The sequence below is a fragment of the Achromobacter sp. 18P8.1.1 genome, from assembly GCF_057799415.1.
Genome location: NZ_JBYOKH010000073.1, coordinates 1 through 18,319, shown reverse-complemented (window position 1 = coordinate 18,319; position 18,319 = coordinate 1). Strand labels below are relative to the sequence as shown.

Annotated in this window: 13 protein-coding genes; 6 read left to right on the top strand and 7 right to left on the bottom strand. The window is 67.7% G+C overall.

Features of this window, described 5'->3' with window-relative positions; all coding sequences use genetic code 11:
* Nucleotides 1-13 precede the first annotated feature (13 nt).
* Nucleotides 14-667, bottom strand: a complete 654-nt coding sequence (locus AC27VE_RS29040) for a hydrolase (RefSeq protein WP_488705693.1) — start codon at nt 665-667, stop codon at nt 14-16.
* Between the two features lie 487 nt (nt 668-1,154).
* Between AC27VE_RS29040 and AC27VE_RS29035 the strand changes: the two genes are divergently transcribed.
* The 5 genes from AC27VE_RS29035 to AC27VE_RS29015 all read left to right on the top strand — a co-directional run bounded on the left by AC27VE_RS29035 (nt 1,155) and on the right by AC27VE_RS29015 (nt 10,189).
* Nucleotides 1,155-1,952, top strand: a complete 798-nt coding sequence (locus AC27VE_RS29035) for a transglutaminase family protein (protein WP_006222987.1) — start codon at nt 1,155-1,157, stop codon at nt 1,950-1,952.
* A gap of 71 nt (nt 1,953-2,023) precedes the next feature.
* Entirely contained in the window at nt 2,024-5,398 is a 3,375-nt protein-coding gene (locus AC27VE_RS29030) for a transglutaminase family protein (RefSeq protein WP_488705692.1), read from the top strand.
* Nucleotides 5,399-5,447: 49 nt separating this feature from the next.
* Nucleotides 5,448-8,027 (top strand): circularly permuted type 2 ATP-grasp protein, encoded by a 2,580-nt coding sequence (locus tag AC27VE_RS29025; RefSeq protein WP_488705691.1) that lies wholly within the window; start codon nt 5,448-5,450, stop codon nt 8,025-8,027.
* A 30-nt stretch (nt 8,028-8,057) separates the two neighbouring features.
* Nucleotides 8,058-9,032 (top strand): transglutaminase family protein, encoded by a 975-nt coding sequence (locus tag AC27VE_RS29020; protein WP_488705690.1) that lies wholly within the window; start codon nt 8,058-8,060, stop codon nt 9,030-9,032.
* Nucleotides 9,029-10,189 carry a zinc-binding metallopeptidase family protein gene (locus AC27VE_RS29015; protein WP_088587558.1) on the top strand — a complete coding sequence of 387 codons (1,161 nt, stop codon included), beginning with the start codon at nt 9,029-9,031 and terminating at the stop codon, nt 10,187-10,189. The genes AC27VE_RS29020 and AC27VE_RS29015 overlap by 4 nt, the downstream gene beginning before the upstream one ends.
* On the opposite strand, the gene AC27VE_RS29010 is transcribed toward AC27VE_RS29015, so the two are convergent.
* Nucleotides 10,132-11,100: a LysR family transcriptional regulator gene (locus AC27VE_RS29010; RefSeq protein WP_280026318.1), complete on the bottom strand. Its 969-nt coding sequence runs from the start codon at nt 11,098-11,100 to the stop codon at nt 10,132-10,134. The two genes, AC27VE_RS29015 and AC27VE_RS29010, sit on opposite strands and share 58 nt — an antisense overlap.
* Nucleotides 11,101-11,237: 137 nt before the next feature.
* On the opposite strand from AC27VE_RS29010, the gene AC27VE_RS29005 reads away from it, so the two are divergent.
* Nucleotides 11,238-12,929, top strand: a complete 1,692-nt coding sequence (locus AC27VE_RS29005) for a thiamine pyrophosphate-dependent enzyme (RefSeq protein WP_488705689.1) — start codon at nt 11,238-11,240, stop codon at nt 12,927-12,929.
* A gap of 22 nt (nt 12,930-12,951) precedes the next feature.
* On the opposite strand, the gene AC27VE_RS29000 is transcribed toward AC27VE_RS29005, so the two are convergent.
* From AC27VE_RS29000 to AC27VE_RS28980, 5 genes are all read right to left on the bottom strand, one after another.
* Nucleotides 12,952-13,704, bottom strand: coding sequence for a class II aldolase/adducin family protein (locus tag AC27VE_RS29000; RefSeq protein WP_488705688.1), 753 nt, complete (start codon nt 13,702-13,704; stop codon nt 12,952-12,954).
* A gap of 16 nt (nt 13,705-13,720) precedes the next feature.
* Nucleotides 13,721-14,743: a Bug family tripartite tricarboxylate transporter substrate binding protein gene (locus AC27VE_RS28995; RefSeq protein ID WP_488705687.1), complete on the bottom strand. Its 1,023-nt coding sequence runs from the start codon at nt 14,741-14,743 to the stop codon at nt 13,721-13,723.
* Nucleotides 14,744-14,927: 184 nt separating this feature from the next.
* Nucleotides 14,928-16,427: an aldehyde dehydrogenase gene (locus AC27VE_RS28990; RefSeq protein WP_488705686.1), complete on the bottom strand. Its 1,500-nt coding sequence runs from the start codon at nt 16,425-16,427 to the stop codon at nt 14,928-14,930.
* Nucleotides 16,424-17,674 (bottom strand): Zn-dependent hydrolase, encoded by a 1,251-nt coding sequence (locus AC27VE_RS28985; RefSeq protein ID WP_488705685.1) that lies wholly within the window; start codon nt 17,672-17,674, stop codon nt 16,424-16,426. Before AC27VE_RS28985 ends, AC27VE_RS28990 begins: the two co-directional genes overlap by 4 nt.
* Before the next feature lie 16 nt (nt 17,675-17,690).
* On the bottom strand, nt 17,691-18,319 hold a 629-nt coding region (locus AC27VE_RS28980; protein ID WP_488705684.1), incomplete at its 5' end, for a thiamine pyrophosphate-dependent enzyme.

Here is an 18,319-nt window from a genome sequence, read left to right as displayed (position 1 = left end):
CGGCGCGCTCCGGTCAGCTTTCGTGGGCGTTGAACATGGACTTGGCGTAGATGATGCCCAGGCCGTAGGCGCCGCCGAACTTCTTGGCGATGCCGGTCGTCATCTCATAGGTGTCCGTGCGCGCCCAGTCGCGCTGCATTTCCAGAAGATACTGCAATGCGGTGATCGGCTGGCCGCCTGCTTGCACGATACGCTCGATGGCGCGGTTGTGGGCTTCCACCGACACGTCGCCGCAGGCGTCGGTGATGACGTAGACCTCGAAGCCCTGGTCCAGCGCCGACAGGGCCGGGCCGACGATGCAGACGCTGGTCCACAGGCCGGCCAGCACGATGCGTGTCTTGCCGATCTGGTTCACCTGCTTGATCACGGCCGAGTCTTCCCAGGTGTTCATGGACGTGCGGTCCAGCAGCTTCTGGCCGGGAAACGGCGCGACCACTTCGTCGAACATCGGGCCCGAGAAGCTCTTTTCGGCAACGGTCGTCAGGATGGCGGACGCGCCGAAGCCGGCGGCGGCATGCGCGACCAGACCGGCGTTGTTGCGCAGTGTGACCGCGTCGATGGAATGCGTGGCGAACGCCATCTGCGACTGGAAGTCGATCATGATGAGCGTGTGGTCCTTGGGGGACAGCAACTTGGCGCCGGGGGTTGGGGTGGCGGTGACGGGCATGGAGGTCTCCTTGGGATGCCTGCGGGGAATTCCCTGCAATGTGCCACCCGGCCCGCAACGCGTATTGAACGATTGTCCGCCGGTTTGAAGATTGTGATTGCGCTTGCGGGCTGCGATGCGCCTGATGCCCCGGTCGCTTGCAGAACAATTTTGCAATGGGTTGTAAAAACTGCGCGGCAGGAGGCGGGCGCCACCCCGGCACGGCGGAGTCCGATAAGGGGCCGCCCGCGCACCGGTCTGGTGCTAAATGCCGCTAAATGTGCATCCCCGGGGCGTTTCAGGGGCATTTGGGGCCACATTCCGGGGATAGCCCGCGCGGCAGGCACGCGCAAACGACGGGCGATTGTCGACAGGCCCCTGTGCCCGGCAACTTGGCATGCAAGTTGCTTAATTATTTCAACGAACCATTGCTACTATCAATCGTCGTGCCTGCCGGACCAGGGGGCGGACGGCCCCGATGTTGCCAGCGTGACCCTTGGAGACCTTCATGAAGCATCTCATCAAGCACGTGACCCGCTACCGCTATGCCGCCCCGGTGAACTACAGCATCCAGACACTGCGCCTGACGCCCCGGCGCGACGACCACCAGCATGCGCTGCGGTGGCAGATCCAGACGCCCGGCGAGATCCAGCCGCAGGTGGATGCCTACGGCAACGTCATCCACACGCTGACCTTGCACCGCACCCACAGCGAAATCGAGATCCACGCCGTGGGGCAGGTGGACATCCATCCGCTGGCCCAGGGCCATGTGGGCGACGAGGACGAACGCCTGCCGGTCTACATCTACGGCGTGCCCACCGCGCTGACCCAGTGCGACGACACCATCCGCGACTTTTGCCGCTACGTGGCGCCCCGCGGCATGCATACGCCCGACGACGTGTTGAGGCTAAGCGCCGCCATCCGCGAACGGGTGGCGTACACGCCGGGTTTGAACGATGCGCCGATGACGGCGGCGCAGGTGCTGGCGGCAGGGCGGGGCGGCAGCCAGGACCACACCCATCTTCTGCTGGCTTGCGTGCGCGCCTTCGGCACGCCGGCCCGCTACGTCAGCGGCTATTGGCATGTGGCAGGCGACGAGGCCGCCAACCATGGCTGGGCGGACGTCTGGCTGGCCCGGCACGGCTGGGTCAGCGTGGATGTCAGCCACGCCTGCTTCGCTTCGGACGGCCATTGCCGGCTGGCGGTGGCGCGCGATTATGAATCGGCTTCGCCCGTGCGCTGGTTGCACGGCGCCGCCGCCGCGCTGTCAATGGATGTCTCGGTACAGGTGCAGACCAGCCACTGAAACCCCCACGTGTTCCCCTTGCAGTGCTTTGGCTGCCTTTGCGGCAGCCCCCAGTCGACCCGGAGAAGGCAGTGACGATCCACGTAGCACTCAAGCACGTTACGCAATACAAATATGACCGTCTTGTCGGGCTCTCGGCGCAAGTGCTGCGCCTGCGGCCTGCGCCTCACAGCCGGACCCCCATCCTGTCGTATTCGCTGACCATCGAGCCAGCCGAGCACTTCATCAACTGGCAGCAGGATCCTTTTGCCAACTACCTGGCGCGGCTGAATTTCCCGGGCAAGACCCGGGAATTCAAGATCACCGTGGACCTGGTTGCCGAAATGGCGGTCTACAACCCGTTCGACTTCTTCCTGGAGCCGGACGCCGAGACCTTCCCCTTCACCTACGACGACGGCCTGGCCCGCGAACTGGCGCCGTACCTGGTGTGCGGCCAGGCCACGCCGCGCTTTGCCGAGTTTCTGTCGCGCGTGGACGTGCGGCCGCAGCGCACCGTGGATTTCCTGGTGGGGTTGAACCAGCAGATCCATCAGGAAATCAACTACTTGATTCGCATGGAGCCGGGGGTGCAGACGCCCGAAGAGACGCTGGCGCGCAATGCCGGGTCGTGCCGTGATTCGGGCTGGCTGCTGGTGCAGGCGCTGCGCCATCTGGGGCTGGCGGCGCGCTTCGTGTCGGGCTACCTGATCCAGCTGAAGCCGGACGTGCGGGCGCTGGACGGCCCCAGCGGCGCCCAATCGGACTTTACCGACCTGCATGCGTGGTGCGAGGTCTATCTGCCGGGGGCGGGCTGGATCGGGCTGGACCCCACCTCGGGCCTGCTGGCGGGCGAAGGCCACATCCCGCTGGCGGCGACGCCCGAGCCGGGCAGCGCCGCGCCGGTGACGGGCGCGGTCGACGAGGCCGAAGTTGAATTCACGCACACCATGGAAGTCACGCGGGTGTTCGAGTCGCCGCGCGTGACCAAGCCCTATACCGACGCGCAATGGCACGCCATCCGCGACCTGGGCGACAAGATCGACGACCATCTGGACCACATGGACGTGCGCCTGACGATGGGCGGCGAGCCCACCTTCGTGTCCGTGTCGGACCGCGAGGGCGCTGAGTGGAACACCGCCGCGCTGGGGCCCACCAAGCGCGGCTATGCGCTGGAACTGCTGAACCGGCTGCGCACGCGCTACGGCGGCAACGGCTTCCTGCATTTCGGGCAGGGCAAGTGGTATCCGGGCGAGCAGTTGCCGCGCTGGGCGCTGTCGATCTATTGGCGCACGGATGGGCAGCCTTGCTGGGAAGACCCGACGTTGTTCGCCGACGAGCGCCAGCGCAGCGCGTACACGGTGGCGGATGCCCGGCGCTTCATGGCGCGGCTGTGCGAGCGGCTGGGCGTCGGCGGGCAGACCGTCGTGCCCGGTTACGAGGACGTGTTCTATTACCTGTGGCGCGAACGCCGCCTGCCCGCGAACGTGGATCCATTCGATTCACGGCTGGAAGACGAGATGGAGCGCGCACGCCTGCGCCGCGTATTCGAGCAGAAGCTGGACAGCGTGGTGGGATACGCCTTGCCGATCCAGGCGGGCGAGGACGGTTCGTGGGTGTCCGGCCCCTGGTTCCTGCGGGACGAGCGCATGTATCTGTTCCCAGGCGATTCTCCAATGGGATACCGCCTGCCCCTGGATTCGTTGCCCTGGGTGGACGAGGCCGACGCGCCCGTGGCGGTCGAGCGCGACCCGTTTGATGCGCGGCGGTCGCTGCCCGGGCCCGCCCAGTTGCTGACGCAGAACGTGCGCGCCACGGCGCGCCAGGAGCCGGGCGGTCCGCTCGGTTCGCGCAACGGCGAAGCGCCCGTCGCGAACGGCGCGGGGCGCGGCGGACCGGGTGTGGGCGTGCCCGAGGCGCGGCAGCCGGCCAAGTTCGAATCCGCGGCCTGGCTCACGCGCACCGCGATGTGCGTGGAGGTGCGCAACGGCGTCCTGTACGTGTTCATGCCGCCCTTGCCGCGCCTGGAAGACTACCTGGCGCTGGTTGCCCAGGTCGAGGCCACGGCGCGCGACCTGAAAGCCAGGATCGTGATGGAAGGCTATCCGCCGCCGCGCGATCCGCGATTGAAGGTGCTGCAGGTGACGCCCGATCCGGGCGTCATCGAGGTCAACATCCATCCGGCCAGCAATTGGGCCGAACTGGTCGACCACACCGAATTCCTCTACGAGGCGGCATTCGAGACCCGGCTGTCCACCGAAAAATTCATGGCCGACGGCCGCCATACCGGCACCGGCGGCGGCAACCACTTCGTACTGGGCGGCGCCACGCCGGCGGACAGCCCGTTCCTGCGCCGCCCCGATGTGCTGGCCAGCCTGCTGGCGTACTGGGTGAACCACCCCTCGCTGTCCTACCTGTTTTCCGGCCTGTTCATCGGGCCGACGAGCCAGGCGCCGCGCATCGACGAGGCCCGCAACGACCAGGTGTACGAGCTGGAGCTGGCATTTCAGGAAATTCATCGGCGCGTCGCCCAGCAGGGCGATTCCGTGCCGCCCTGGATGATCGACCGGGCCTTGCGCAACATCCTGGTGGACGTGACCGGCAATACCCACCGGTCGGAATTCTGCATCGACAAGCTCTATTCGCCTGACAGCCCCACGGGGCGGTTGGGGCTGCTGGAGCTGCGCGCCTTTGAAATGCCGCCGCATGCGCGCATGAGCCTGGCGCAGCAACTGCTGCTGCGCGGCCTGATCGCGCACTTCTGGAAGACGCCCTATACGGCGCGCCTGACGCGCTGGGGCACCGAACTGCATGACCGCTTCCTGTTGCCTACCTTCGTGAAGATGGATTTCGAGGATGTGCTGGCCGACCTGAACGAGGCGGGCTACGGCTTCGACTCGGCCTGGTTCGACCCGCATTTCGAGTTCCGCTTTCCGCTGTTCGGCGACGTGGCGGCGCGCGGCATCCACCTGGAATTGCGCGGCGCACTGGAACCCTGGCACGTCATGGGCGAAGAGGGCTCGTCCGCCGGGACGGTGCGCTACGTGGATTCGTCCTTGGAACGGGTGGAAATCCGGGTATCGGGCTTGAACGACAACCGCTATGTTGTGACGGTGAACGGCCGCGCGCTGCCCTTGCAGCCCACCGGCCGGGTTGGAGAGTACGTGGCGGGCGTCCGTTACAAGGCGTGGGCGCCGCCGTCGGCGCTGCATCCCACGATTGCCGTGCATGTACCGCTGACGGTGGATATCGTCGACACCTGGAACCAACGTTCGCTGGGCGGCTGCAAATACCACGTGGCGCATCCGGGCGGGCTGAATCCGGAGTCGTTCCCGGTCAACTCCTACGAGGCCGAGAGCCGGCGCCTGGCGCGCTTCGAGAAGACCGGGCACACGCCGGGGCGCATGGACGTCGCGCCCGCTGTCGTCAGCCGGGAATTTCCGTTCTCGTTGGATTTGAGGCACGATTGAGCCTTACCGCATGTTGAACCCCGGCGCACCCGCCGGCGATAAAGCCGCTATGCCGCAATTTCTTTTTCAGACGGATCCGTCGCAGGATGTCGCGTCCCTGGCGGTTCATGCGGCGTTGCCCGCACGTCCCGGGCACTATGACGAGCTGCGCGACACCGCCGACGCGTCGGGCGCCACCCGGTTGCGCGAACCCTGGCCCCGTTTTTTTGAACTTCTGGGCACCGGCGGCTTTGCCGACCTGGACCGGCGCGTGGACGTGGTGGCCCGCCAGATCCGCGAAAACGGCATCACCTACAACATCTACGCCGAGGCCAACGGCTCGGCGCGCCCGTGGTCGCTGGACTTGCTGCCCTTTGTCATCAACGACACCGACTGGGCGGCGATCGAGCAGGGCGTGTGCCAGCGCGCCACCTTGCTGAACCGGTTGCTGGCTGACGTCTACGGGCCGCAGACGCTGCTGGCCGACCGGCTGATTCCGCCCGCGCTGGTGCTGGGCCACCCGGGCTATCTGCGTCCGCTGCGCGGCTATGCGCCGCCGGGCGGCACCTTTCTGCACATCGCCGCCTTCGACCTGGCGCGCGCCAGCGACGGGGGCTGGTGGGTCGTGTCGCAGCGCACCCAGGCCCCGTCCGGCCTGGGCTACCTGCTGGAGAACCGCCTGACGATCTCGGGCATGTTCCCCGAAGCGTTCAAGGAGCTGCGGGTGCAGCACCTGGCCACCAGCTACCGCCGGTTGATGGACATGCTGTACAAGCTCAGCCCCGGCGGGCTGTCGGCGCATACGCCGCCGCGCATCGTATTGCTGACGCCCGGACCCTATAACGAAACCTACTTCGAACAGACCTATCTGGCGCGCTATCTGGGGGTGACCCTGGTGGAAGGCAGCGATCTAGTCGTGCGCGACAAGCTGCTGTACCTGAAGACGTTGCACGGGCTGGAACGCGTGCACGCCGTGCTGCGCCGGCTGGACGACGATTTTTGCGACCCGCTGGAGCTGCGTTCGGATTCCACGCTGGGCGTGCCGGGGCTGCTGCAGGTCATGCGGGCCGGCAACGTGCTGGTGGCCAATTCCCTGGGCACGAGCTTTCTGGAGTCGCCCGCCATCAACGGTTTCTTGCCGGCCATGAGCCGCCGCCTGCTGGAGGCGGACCTGCTGCTGCCGTCGCTGCCGTCCTGGTGGTGCGGCGAGGCCGCGGCGCGCGAGCAGGTGCTGGCCAACCTGCCGGGGGCGGTGGTCAAGTCCACTTATCCCAGCAACCTGCGCGGCGGCTTCGAACCGGTGATCGGCGGCGCGGTGCCCCCGTCCGAGCGCGATGCGCTGCAGGCACGCATCGCCGCCAACCCCGACGCCTACACCATCCAGGAATACCTGCCGCTGTCGCAGGCGCCCAGTTGGAGCGCCGGGCATATCGTGCCGCGCGCCGCAATGCTGCGCGTGTTCGTCATCGCCGACGGCGAAGGCGGCTGGAACGTGCTGCCCGGCGGGCTGACGCGCATCGCCAGCCGCGAACAGCAGATCGTATCCATGCAGCGCGGCGGCAGCAGCATGGACACCTGGGTGACGACGCGCGGCGCGGTCGACACGTTTTCGATGTTGCCCGCGCAACTGCGCCCCGAAGACATCGTGCCCGCCCATCGCCCGGTATCCAGCCGAGCTGCCGAGAACCTGTTCTGGATGGGCCGCTATACCGAACGCGCGGAAAACGACGTGCGCTTGGCCAACGTGGCGCTGACTTGGCTCAACAGCGACGAGGACAACGCGGGACAACTGTTCGCCGCCGTCGCGGCCCTGTGCCGGCGCAGCGGCCTTGCGCCGGCCGCGCCGACCCTGTCGGTGCGCATGTTCGAATCCACGCTGCTCGCGGAACTGGCAGGCGAAGACGCTCAGGGCGGCGTGTCGCGCAACCTGGGCGCGCTGGCCTATGCGGCCGGGCAGATCCGGGACCGCCTGTCGCCCGACCATTGGCGGCTGGTCGTCACCGCCAACGAACTCTTCCGGCGCATGGCCGCCGGCGGCAAGGACCGCGATGCCGAGACGCCGGCAACGGCGCCGGACGTGCTGCGGGCGCTGAAGAACCTGGGCATGCAGCTGTCGGCCATCACGGGTTCGCAGACCGACCGCATGACGCGCGACGACGGTTGGCGGCTGCTGACGATCGGCCGGCAGATCGAACGTCTGTCGGCCATGGCCGGGCTGCTGGGCGAACTGTTTCGCCGCAATGCGGTGCTGGGCGACAGCGGGTTCAATATCCTGCTGGACCTGTTCGACAGCAAGATCACCTACCGCGCCTATTACCCCGGCCGCCAGGAAGTGCCTGCGCTGTTGAACCTGCTGGTGCAGGAACCCGCCAACCCGCGTTCGATCGCCTGCGTGCTGAGCGTGTTGCGCAAAGAGGTGGCGCGCCTGCCCGCCACGGTGGCTGGCCCGGCGACCGACTTGCTGGGGCTGCTGCCCGCCGAAGGGCCCGGGGTGGCGCTGACCGCGCTGTGCCAGCAGACGCAAGGCTTGTACGCGGGCGTGCTGGCGCTGTGCGAACAGCTGGAGGCCGCCGCCAGCGCGCTTTCCAACGAGATCAGCCGCCGCTATTTCAGCCATGCGGCCGGCTACGACCAGACGCTGTCGGCCTGATGGCCGCCACCTAGCCGACCCGCCGCCGCCATGAACTTGCCCACGCCCGTTCCCGCCGATACCCCGGTCGACACCCCCCCCTGTGCCGCTGGCGTGACCTTGGGGGTGGACCACGAAACCGCCTACCGCTATGACTCGCCGGTGGAACTGGCGCACCACCTGGGCTATCTGCGTCCGGTGAGCGACGCGTGGCAGGTGGTGGAAGACTACGCATTGAGCGTCACGCCCGCGCCGTCCGACATCAGCGAAACCCAGGACGGATTCGGCAACACGCGCTGCACCTTCGCGCTGGTGGCGCCTCATGAATCGCTGACGGTGCGAGCGACCAGCCGCGTCACCGTCCGTGCCCGGTTCGAGGCCCTGGACCCCGCGGCGGGGCTGGCCTGGGAGGCGGCGGCGCAACGCCTGCGTTATGACCCGGCCGTGCCGTTCGCGCCCGAGGTCGAATTCACCTTCCCGTCGACCTATGTGCCGCTGCATCCGGAGCTTCGGGAATACGCCTTGCTGTCGTTCACCCCGGGGCGGCCGGTGGCCGAGGCCGCGCTGGATCTGATGCACCGCATTCACGCCGACTTCAGCTACCGGCCGGCGCATACGCAAGTGTCCACGCCCATCCTGCAGGCGTTCCAGGAGCGCATCGGGGTGTGCCAGGACTTCGCGCATGTGATGATCGGCTGCCTGCGTGCGATCGGCCTGCCGGCCCGGTACGTCAGCGGTTACCTGATGTCGCAACCGCCGCCGGGAAAGCCGAGGTTGATCGGCGCGGACGCCTCGCACGCTTGGGTTTCGGTGCATTGCGCCGGGGTGCCGGGCAACGCGGGATGGGTGGATCTGGACCCCACCAATGACGTGGTGCCGGGCACGGCGCACGTTATCCTGGCCTATGGCCGCGACTACGGCGACGTCACGCCCTTGCGCGGCGTGATCCGCGGCGGCGGCCACGAATTGGATGTGCGCGTGACGGTCGCGCCTATCGATGAATTTCCCACCGGGACGGATGCATGAGCTATTTCTTCGACGCGATCAACCGCCAGCTGCGCGCCCCGAAACGCCAGCGCGTGCGGCATGCCCGCGCGAAGGCGTTTCAATGCGTGTGCGGCCAGCCGATATTCTTTTCCAACACCGAATGCCTGAACTGCCACCGGCAACTGGGCTTCGACCCCAAGCGCGGCCACGTGCTGGCGCTGGACGAAGGCGCCACGCCCGGCACGTGGCGGGAGTCGGGCAGGGCGCGCGGCAAGACTTACAAGCGCTGCGCGAATTTCACCCTGCCGGCCTTGTGCAATTGGCTGCTGCCGGCGCATTCGCCCGAGACGCTGTGCACCGCCTGCAACCTGAATCGCACCATTCCCGACCTGTCCGTGCTGGAAAACGGCCCGCTGTGGTTCAAGGTGGAAGCCGCCAAGCGCCAGATGATCGCGCAACTGATGACGCTGGGCCTGCCGATCCGGCGTTCCGAGGAGCCCGACGACGGCGGCCTGGCGTTTGACCTGCTGGCGCCCGGCGCCGATGGCGCGCCGCTGCTGACCGGACATGCGCAAGGGCTGATCACCATCAACGTCCTGGAGGCCGACGACGCCTACCGGGTGAAGGTGCGCGAAGACATGCGCGAGCCGTATCGGACCCTGCTGGGACATTTCCGCCATGAGATCGGCCACTATTACTGGGACCAGCTGATCGCGGGCGGCCCGTGGCTTGAGCCGTTTCGCCAGGTGTTCGGCGACGAACAGGCCGATTACGCGCAGGCCCTGCAGCGCAACTACGAACAGGGCCCGCCCGCGGACTGGGACCTGCACTTCATCAGCACGTATGCCTCGTGCCACCCCTGGGAAGACTGGGCCGAGACCTGGGCGCACTATCTGCACATGATGGATACGCTGGATACGGCCATCAGCTTCGGCGTTACGCGGATGTCGGTCGAGCAGTCCTACGAACCGTTCACGACGGCGTCGTTATATGACCCGCAGGACCCCGACGGCCAGGCTTTCCTGGATCTGGTCAACGCCTGGGTCGCGCTGACAGGCGTGCTGAACGAGCTGTCGCGCAGCATGGGGCAGCGGGATTTCTATCCCTTCGTGCTGCCGGCGGAGGTCGTCGGCAAGCTTCAGTTCGTGCACCGGGTGGTCAAGGGCGCGTCCACCATGCGCATCCCGCCGCAATAGGGCGCGGCCGCCGTCATCTGCCCCAGCACCTCGCGCAGTATTCCCTGCACGAGCTTCACGGCCTGCGTCATCGGGCGGCTGGAGGCCGTGGCGAGCATCAGGCGGGTGGACAGGCCAGGGTGCATGATGCGGCGGGCAATCAACTGGCCGGCGGCGACTTCCTTGATGACGGCGGGCAGCCCCAGCACGGTGTGGGCCAGGCCCTCGACCACGATTTCCTTCATCAGCTCCAGCGCGTCGATTTCAAAGGCCACGGTAAGCGGCATGTCCGCCTGGGTGGCGGCGTGCTCCAGCGTGCGGCGCAGGCCATGGTTGCGGGTCGGCAGCACCAAGGGCAGGTCGCGCAGCTGTTCGAAGTCGATGGAGGCCATCGCCCGCGCCGCGGGCGACAGGTTCTGCGGCGGCGACACCAGAGCCAGGTCCAGCTCGGCCAGCGGGTCCACCGCGATGTGCTGCGAACGCCGCGCGTCGTGCAGCACGGCGATGTCCACGCGTGCATTGGTCAGCCATTCGTGCACGTAGCCGCTGTAGCCCGTGATGATGTTCAGCTGGATGCGCGGGTGCCGCTTCCAGACTTCGGCTACCAGCCGCGTGCCCACCATATGGCACAGCGTGGGCGTGAGTCCCAGCGTGACCTGGCCGGACGGCGATTTCTGGTCATTGTGGAATTCGGTGACCACGTGATCCATCTGCCGCAAGAGCGGGCGCAGCCGGTCCAGCAGCTTTTCCCCGTCGGGCGTCAGCGATACGCCGCGGCCATTGCGATAGAGCAGGGCGCAGCCGCATTCGTCTTCCAGCTTCCGGACTTGCCGGCCCAGCGCCGACTGGGCGATGCCCAGCACGGATGCCGCTTTTGAAAAGCTGCCCTGATCGGCGACGTGGATCAGGTTTTCGATCTTGCGTAAGTCCATCCCGGGTCTGCGCGCGGGGGCGCGCCGCTGTCTCTAGTGTGCGTTTCTTGTATATCTGATTGCCAGAGTATGCCTAGTCGGCTCCGGCTTGCCAATCTAGAATTTCCGGGACTCAACCCTGAATCCAGACGCCGCCCATGACCGTATCCGCCGAATCGAACACGTCCTCTCACGCCTTGCTGAAGGTGTTCGCCGCCAATGGCATCGACCGCGTTTTCGTGGTGCCGGGCGAAAGCTATCTGGGGATGCTGGACGCCTTGCATGACTTTCCGCAGATTGACGTGGTGACCTGCCGCCACGAGAGTGGCGCGGCCTTCATGGCGGGCGCGGATGCCAGGCTGACCGGACGCCCTGGCGTGGCGATGGTGTCGCGCGGGCCCGGCGCGACCAACGCGTCGATCGGCGTGCACGCGGCGCAGCAGGACGCGGTGCCGATGATCCTGCTGATCGGGCAGGTGCCGAAGCGGGACGTGCGCAAGGAAGCCTTCCAGGAGATCGATTACCAGAAGATGTTTGGCTCGATGGCCAAGTGGGTGGTCGAGGTGTCGACGCCCGAGGAACTGGCGGCGGCGGCCTTCAAGGCCATCCGCGTGGCAACGTCCGGCACGCCGGGCCCGGTGGTGATGGTAGTGCCCGAAGACGTGCAGCAGGCCGCGGTGCCGCAGCCGGGCTGGGTGGCGGCGGCGGAGAGCCCCGCGCAGCCCGCGCCCGCCACGCTGGAGCGCATCCACGGATTGCTGGCGCAAGCGCGCCGGCCCTTGATCATCGCGGGCGGCGCGTTCAACCGGCCCGATGGGCGCGAGGCGCTGCGCCGGCTGGCCGAGCGGCATACGGTTCCGGTGGCGGTGTCGTTCCGGCAGCACGACCTCTTTCCCAACACGCATGCGCTGTACGCCGGGGACCTGGACCTGGCGACGCCCGCCGCGCAGGTCGCAGCCTTCAATTCCAGCGATTTGATCCTGGCCCTGGGCACGCGCCTGGGCGACATCACGACCCAGGGCTACGTGTTCCCGGCCCATCCCAAGCCGGCCCAGGCGCTGGTTCACTGTTACCCCGACCCGCACATCGTGAACCAGCATTTCGCGGCGGATGTCGGCCTGGTGGCGGACCCGGCGGCGACCGCCCATGCCTTGGCCAATCTGCCGGCGACCGGACGCGGCCTGGCGCGGGACGATTGGGCGGCGTCGCTGCGTGCCATCCAGCAGCGCACCGCCGCGTGGCCGGAGAAGGCCGTCGACGACGGCGTGCCTTTCGTGTCGGTGGTGCGCGCCCTGACGCAGCGGACACCCAACGACGTGGCGATCTGCCTGGACGCGGGCACCTTCGCCGCGCCCGTGTACCGGCACTTTCCCTTCGTGTACCCGCAACGCTTGATGGCGTCGCAGTCCGGCGCCATGGGCTACGGCACCCCGGCCGCGGTCGCGACGCAGCTGCGCCACCCCGACCGTAAGGTGGTGTGCCTGGTGGGCGATGGCGGCTTCATGATGACGGGCAATGAAATGGCCGCCGCCGCCGAACGCGGGCTGCCCATCCTGTTCATCGTGTCGAACAACAATTGCTACGGGTCGATCCGCCTGCACCAGGCGCGCACGTATCCGGGGCGCTATGTGGGCACGAACCTGTCCAGCCCCGACTTCACGATGATGGCACGCGCCTTCGGTATGCAGGCCGAGTACCTGACCCGCGAAGACCAGCTGGATGCCGCGATTGCGCGCGGCCTGGCGTCGGACCGTCCGTATTTCCTGGAAGTGCGGACCAGCCTGGCGGCCATCCTGCCGGCAGGCGCCAGCCATGCGGCGGGCGTGGACTTGCTGCCGCGCGGCGAATAGGCCCGCGCGGCGGGGATCCCGGTCAGTCCTTGTAGCCGGGGTCCTTGCGGTCCATCAAGCGAAGCATGGCGGGCCATTCCAGTTCGCCGAAGGGGCGGCGCGTTGTCGGCTGGTACAGGTGCCAGGTCTTTTCGATGACCTCCGGCGGCGGCAGGCAGAGTTCCCGGTTGGCGCTAAGCGCGTCCACCTGCGCCTTGCACGCCATTTCCAGCCAGTACAGGGTATTGAACGCCTGGGCGATGCTGGGCCCGACGGCCAGCAGGCCGTGGTTGCGCAGGATCATCGCCTCGGACGCGCCCAGGTCCGCCACCAGCCGTTCGCGCTCGTCCAGGTCGATCGCCACGCTTTCGTAGTCGTGATACGGAATCTTGGCAAAGCGCATGGCGGTCTGGGTCAGCGGCAGCAGCCCGCACCTCAGGGCCGATACCGCCATGCCCGCGCGGGTGTGCGTGTGGATCACGCACCCGACGTCGTGGCGGGCGCCGTGCACCGCGCTGTGGATCACATAACCCGCCGCATTGATGCCGTAACCGGTGGACGACGGGCCGAGGACATTGCCGGCCAGATCGATCTTGACCAGGCTGGACGCGGTGATTTCGTCATACACCATGCCGTAGGGGTTGATCAGCAGGTGATCCTCCGTGCCAGGGATGCGCGCGGTGATGTGGTTGTAGATCAGGTCGCTCATTCCGAAGTGCGACACCAACCGGTAGCAGGCGGCCAGTTGGATGCGGGTGTCCCGTTCATGCGGGCTCATGTCGTCGCTTGCGTGCATGGTCGTCGTGTCCTGTTCAGTCAGTGGCTTTGACATTGAAGTCGCGGACGATGGCGCCCCACGATTCGTATTCGTTCTTCATCATGGCGCCGAAGGCGGCCGGCGTGGGCGTGGTGCGGACCTGGGCGCCCAGGTCTCCCAGGCGCTCGCGCACCGTCGCATCAGCCAGCACGGCGTTCATTTCGCGGGCCAGCCGGTCCTGGATGGCGGGCGGGATGCCGGCAGGCGCGATCAGGCCCAGCCAGGCGCCCATGTCGAAGCCGGGAAAGCCCTGTTCGGCCACGGTCGGCACATCGGGCAGCATCGCCACGCGCTCCGGCGTGCTGACGGCCAGCGCCTTCAGCCGGCCCGACTTCACCATGGCCAGCGACGACACCATGGTGTCGAAGGTGGCGGTGGTGCGGCCGCCGACGATGTCGGTCTGTGCCTGGCTGCTGCCCTTGTACGGCACGTGCACCATGGCGGCGCCGGCCGTGGACAGCAGCACCGCCGTCACCAGATGGCTGGTGGTGCCGATGCCGGTGGTGGCGTAGGTCAGCTGATTGGGTTTGGCCTTGGCCGTTGCGAGGAAATCCTTCAGGTTGCCGGCGGGATTGTCGGGGCTGACCACAAACAGATATGGCAGCCACGTGATCAGGCCGATGGGCGCGAAATCCTTGCGGGCGTCGTAGTTCAGGTTGGGATAGACGTGCGGGTTGATCGCCTGCGGCGCAGAGGCGCCGATCATGAGCGTGTAGCCGTCGGGCTTGGCGCGCGCGCCCAGGCCGGCGGCGATGGAGCCGCCTGCACCAGGCTTGTTTTCGACGATGAATTGCTGGCCCATGCGCTGGGCCAGCCGTTCGCTCAACATCCGGGCGACGGTGTCGGTGGCCGTGCCGGGCGGGAACCCCACCAGTATCGTGACCGGCTTGGTGGGGTAGGCGGCGTCCTGGGCCTGGGCTGCGGCGCTGACGGCCCACAACGGGGCGGCGGTTGCCAGCGCCAAGGCGGCAGCCAGCCGACGCCGGCGTGCAAAGGCGATGTGGGGGGCATTGCGCATGCTTGTCTCCTGTCATGTTTTTCATGGCGGGAGCGCGCTGGCGCCGGCCCGCATCGGGGCCGGCTCCTCATCCAGCCCCAATGCCGTCCAAGGTGGCACAAGGGGCCGGCGCCTTCAATGGCCCGGGCGGCCAAGCAGATAGCGCGAAACGGCAAGGGCGGGCACGCGCCGTGCGCCGGGCGCCTTACACGGTCAGGCTGATCCAGGTGGTCTTCAGGTCCGAGTACTTGTCCAGCGCATGCAGGGACTTGTCGCGGCCGAAGCCCGACTGCTTGACGCCGCCGAAGGGCACCGTGATGTCGCCGTCGGCGTAGCAGTTGACCCAGACCAGACCCGCGCGCAGCCGACGCGACAGCCGGTGCGCCCGCGACAGGTTCGACGTCCACAAGCCGGCGCCCAGACCGTAGACCGAATCATTGGCCAGGCGGACGGCATCGTCCTCGGTGGCAAAGCGCTGGGCCGCCAGCACGGGGCCGAAGATCTCTTCGCGCACCAGGGCGGAGTCCTGGCTGGCGCAATCGAAGATGGTGGGTTCGATGTAATAGCCGCCCGTGGCGGTGCGGGCTTGCTTGCCGCCCATCCGCAGGCTGGCACCATCGGCCTGACCCGCCGCGATGCGCGCCAGCACGCCCTGCATCTGGCGTTCGTCCACCATGGCGCCCATGGCGGTGGCCGGGTCCAGCGGGTCGCCGGGTTGCAGGCCCGTAGCGTAGGCTGCCACCTTGTCCATGAAGGCGTCGTAGATGCCGTCCTGCACATACAGGCGCGATCCGGCGATGCAGACTTCGCCCTGGTTCGAAAAGATGGCCAGCGCGGCGGCCTGGGCCGCACGGTCCAGGTCAGGGCAGTCGTCGAACACAATGTGGGGCGACTTGCCGCCGCATTCCAGCCAGACGCGTTTGAGGTTCGATTCGCCGGAATAGGTCATGAACCGCTTGCCGGTGGCGGTGGATCCCGTGAATGCCACGCAATCCACGTCCGGGTGCAGGCCCAAAGCCTGGCCGGCCACGGCGCCCAAGCCTGGCACGACGCTGAAGACGCCGGCCGGGATGCCGGCTTCCTCGGCCAGCGCCGCCAGCCGGATGGATGACAGCGAGGCCTGCTCGGCAGGTTTCAGGATGACGCAGTTGCCGGCCGCGAGCGCGGGCGCGACCTTCCAGGCGGCCATCATCAGCGGGTAGTTCCACGGCACCACGGCCGCCACCACGCCCAGCGCTTCGCGGGTGATGGTGGCCAGCGCGTCGGGGCCCGTGGGGGCGATCTCGTCGTAGATCTTATCGATGGCTTCGGCGTACCAGGCGTAACAGCGGGCGGTTTCCGGCACGTCGAAGGCCAGCGCGTCGCGGATGGGCTTGCCCATGTCCAGCGTTTCCAGCAGCGCGAGCTCTTCGGTGTGCTGGCCGATCAAGGCGGCCAGCCGCAGCAGGCGTTCCTTGCGCTGGCGGGGCGCCAGGCCGCTCCAGACGCCGGCGTCGAAGGCGCGGCGCGCGGCCTGCACGGCGCGGTCCACGTCGGCCTGGCCGCAGGCGGCCACATCGGCCAGCTTGCGGCCGTCGATGGGGCTGGACGCCGGAAACGTCGCGCCGTCGGCGGCGTTGCAATAGGCGCCGTCGATGTAGGCCTGCCCATTGAAGCGCAGTTCGGCGGCACGGTCGTGCCAGTAGGCGGAATCGTGGTGGCTCATGCTTGCTCTCCGGGGTGGTTGGCGCGCGCGACCATGGCGTCCAGCAGCACGTTGCAGCCGGCTTCCAGGTCCGCGGGCTTGGCGTCTTCGATTTCGTTGTGGCTCACGCCGTCCTTGCACGGCACGAAGATCATGGCGGTGGGCGTCACGCTGGCCATGTAGACAGCGTCATGGCCGGCGCCCGTCACGATGTCCATGGCGGCCAGGCCGCGGCGCACGGCGCCGTCTCGCACCTTGCCAACCAGATCCGGGTCGAATGGGGTGGGCGGGAAGTATTGGACCTGTTTGACGTCCACCGTCACGCCGTGGCGCGCGGCCACATCCGTGCAGGTGGCAAGCCAGCGCGCATCCATCTGCGTCAGGGTGGCCTCGTCTTCATGGCGCAGGTCGACGGTGAAGCGCACCTGGCCGGGGATGACGTTGCGCGAGCCCGGGTGCGCATGGATCTCGCCGACGGTGCCGCGGCCGTGGGGTTGATGGTCGTTGGCGATGCCCACGACCGATTGCAGCAGGAAGGTGGCGGCGTACAGCGCGTCCTTGCGGATGGGCATCGGGGTCGGGCCGGCGTGCATTTCCATGCCGGTCACGACCACGTCGTACCAGCGCACGCCCAGCGATCCGGTCACGACGCCGACCACTTTTTCTTCGTGCTCCAGGATCGGGCCTTGTTCGATATGCGCCTCGAAATAGGCGCCCACCGGGCGACCGCCCACGGCATCCAGCCCGGCGTAGCCGATGGCGGCCAGTTCGTCGGCCACCGACTTGCCGTCGTGATCGCGGGCGTTCAGCGCGACTTCCAGAGGAAATTTGCCCGCGAAGACGCCCGAGCCCATCATCACCGGCAGGAAGCGCGAACCTTCTTCGTTGGTCCAGATGGCCACTTCCAGCGGCGCCTCGGTGACCACGCCGTGGTCGTTCAGGCTGCGCATGACTTCCAGCCCGGCCAGCACGCCGTAGCAGCCGTCGAACTTGCCGCCGGTGGGCTGGGTGTCGATGTGACTGCCGGTCATGACGGGCGGCAGGTCGTTGTTGCGGCCGGCGCGGCGGGCAAAGATGTTGCCCACCTGGTCCACGCGCAGCGTCATGCCCGCCTCACGCATCCAGCCGGTGACCAGATCGCGGCCCTGGCCGTCCAGCGCGGTCAGCGCAAGGCGGCAGTTGCCGCCCTTGGGCGTGGCGCCGATCTGCGCCAGGTCCATCAGCGACTGCCACAGCCGCTGCCCATTGATTGAAATCGTTGTCGTCATCGTCGTCAGTCCTGGTTCAATGTCCGCTGCGGGCGATGCGCGCCTGGGCGGCTTCGCGGATGCCCATCAGCGTTTCGCCCGGCGCGATACCGTTGGCGTCGTAGCGGATCTCAAGCAGCGCGGGCAGGCTGTGTTCGTCGGCGAAGGCCAGCGCGCGTTCGAAGGCCGGACCGAAGTCCGCCGTGTTCTCGACGGCCTCGCCATAGCCGCCGTAGCCGCGGATGATCTGCGTGAAGTCGGGGTTCTCGAAGCCCAGCGCGATCGTACGCGCCGGGAATTCGCGTTCCTGGTGGGCGCGGATGGTGCCCCATATGCCGTTGTTGAACACCAGTACCACCACGCCCAGCTTGTATTGCAGGGCCACGCCGAGTTCCTGCATGTTCATCTGGAAGCAGCCGTCGCCGGCATAGCAGACGACGGTGCGCGCGCGGTCTTCCAGTTTGGCGGAAATGGCGGCGGGCAGGCCGTAGCCCATGGAGCCGACGGTGGGGGTCAGGCTCGTGCCCGGGCCGGCGTAGCGGCGGTAGCGGTGCGGGTACAGCGCGTAGTTGCCCGCGCCCACGGTGATGCAGGCGTCGGCAGGAATGTGCGCGTCGACATAAGCGGCGGCCGCGTCCAGGCTCATGGGGCCGGGCGAGGGCAACG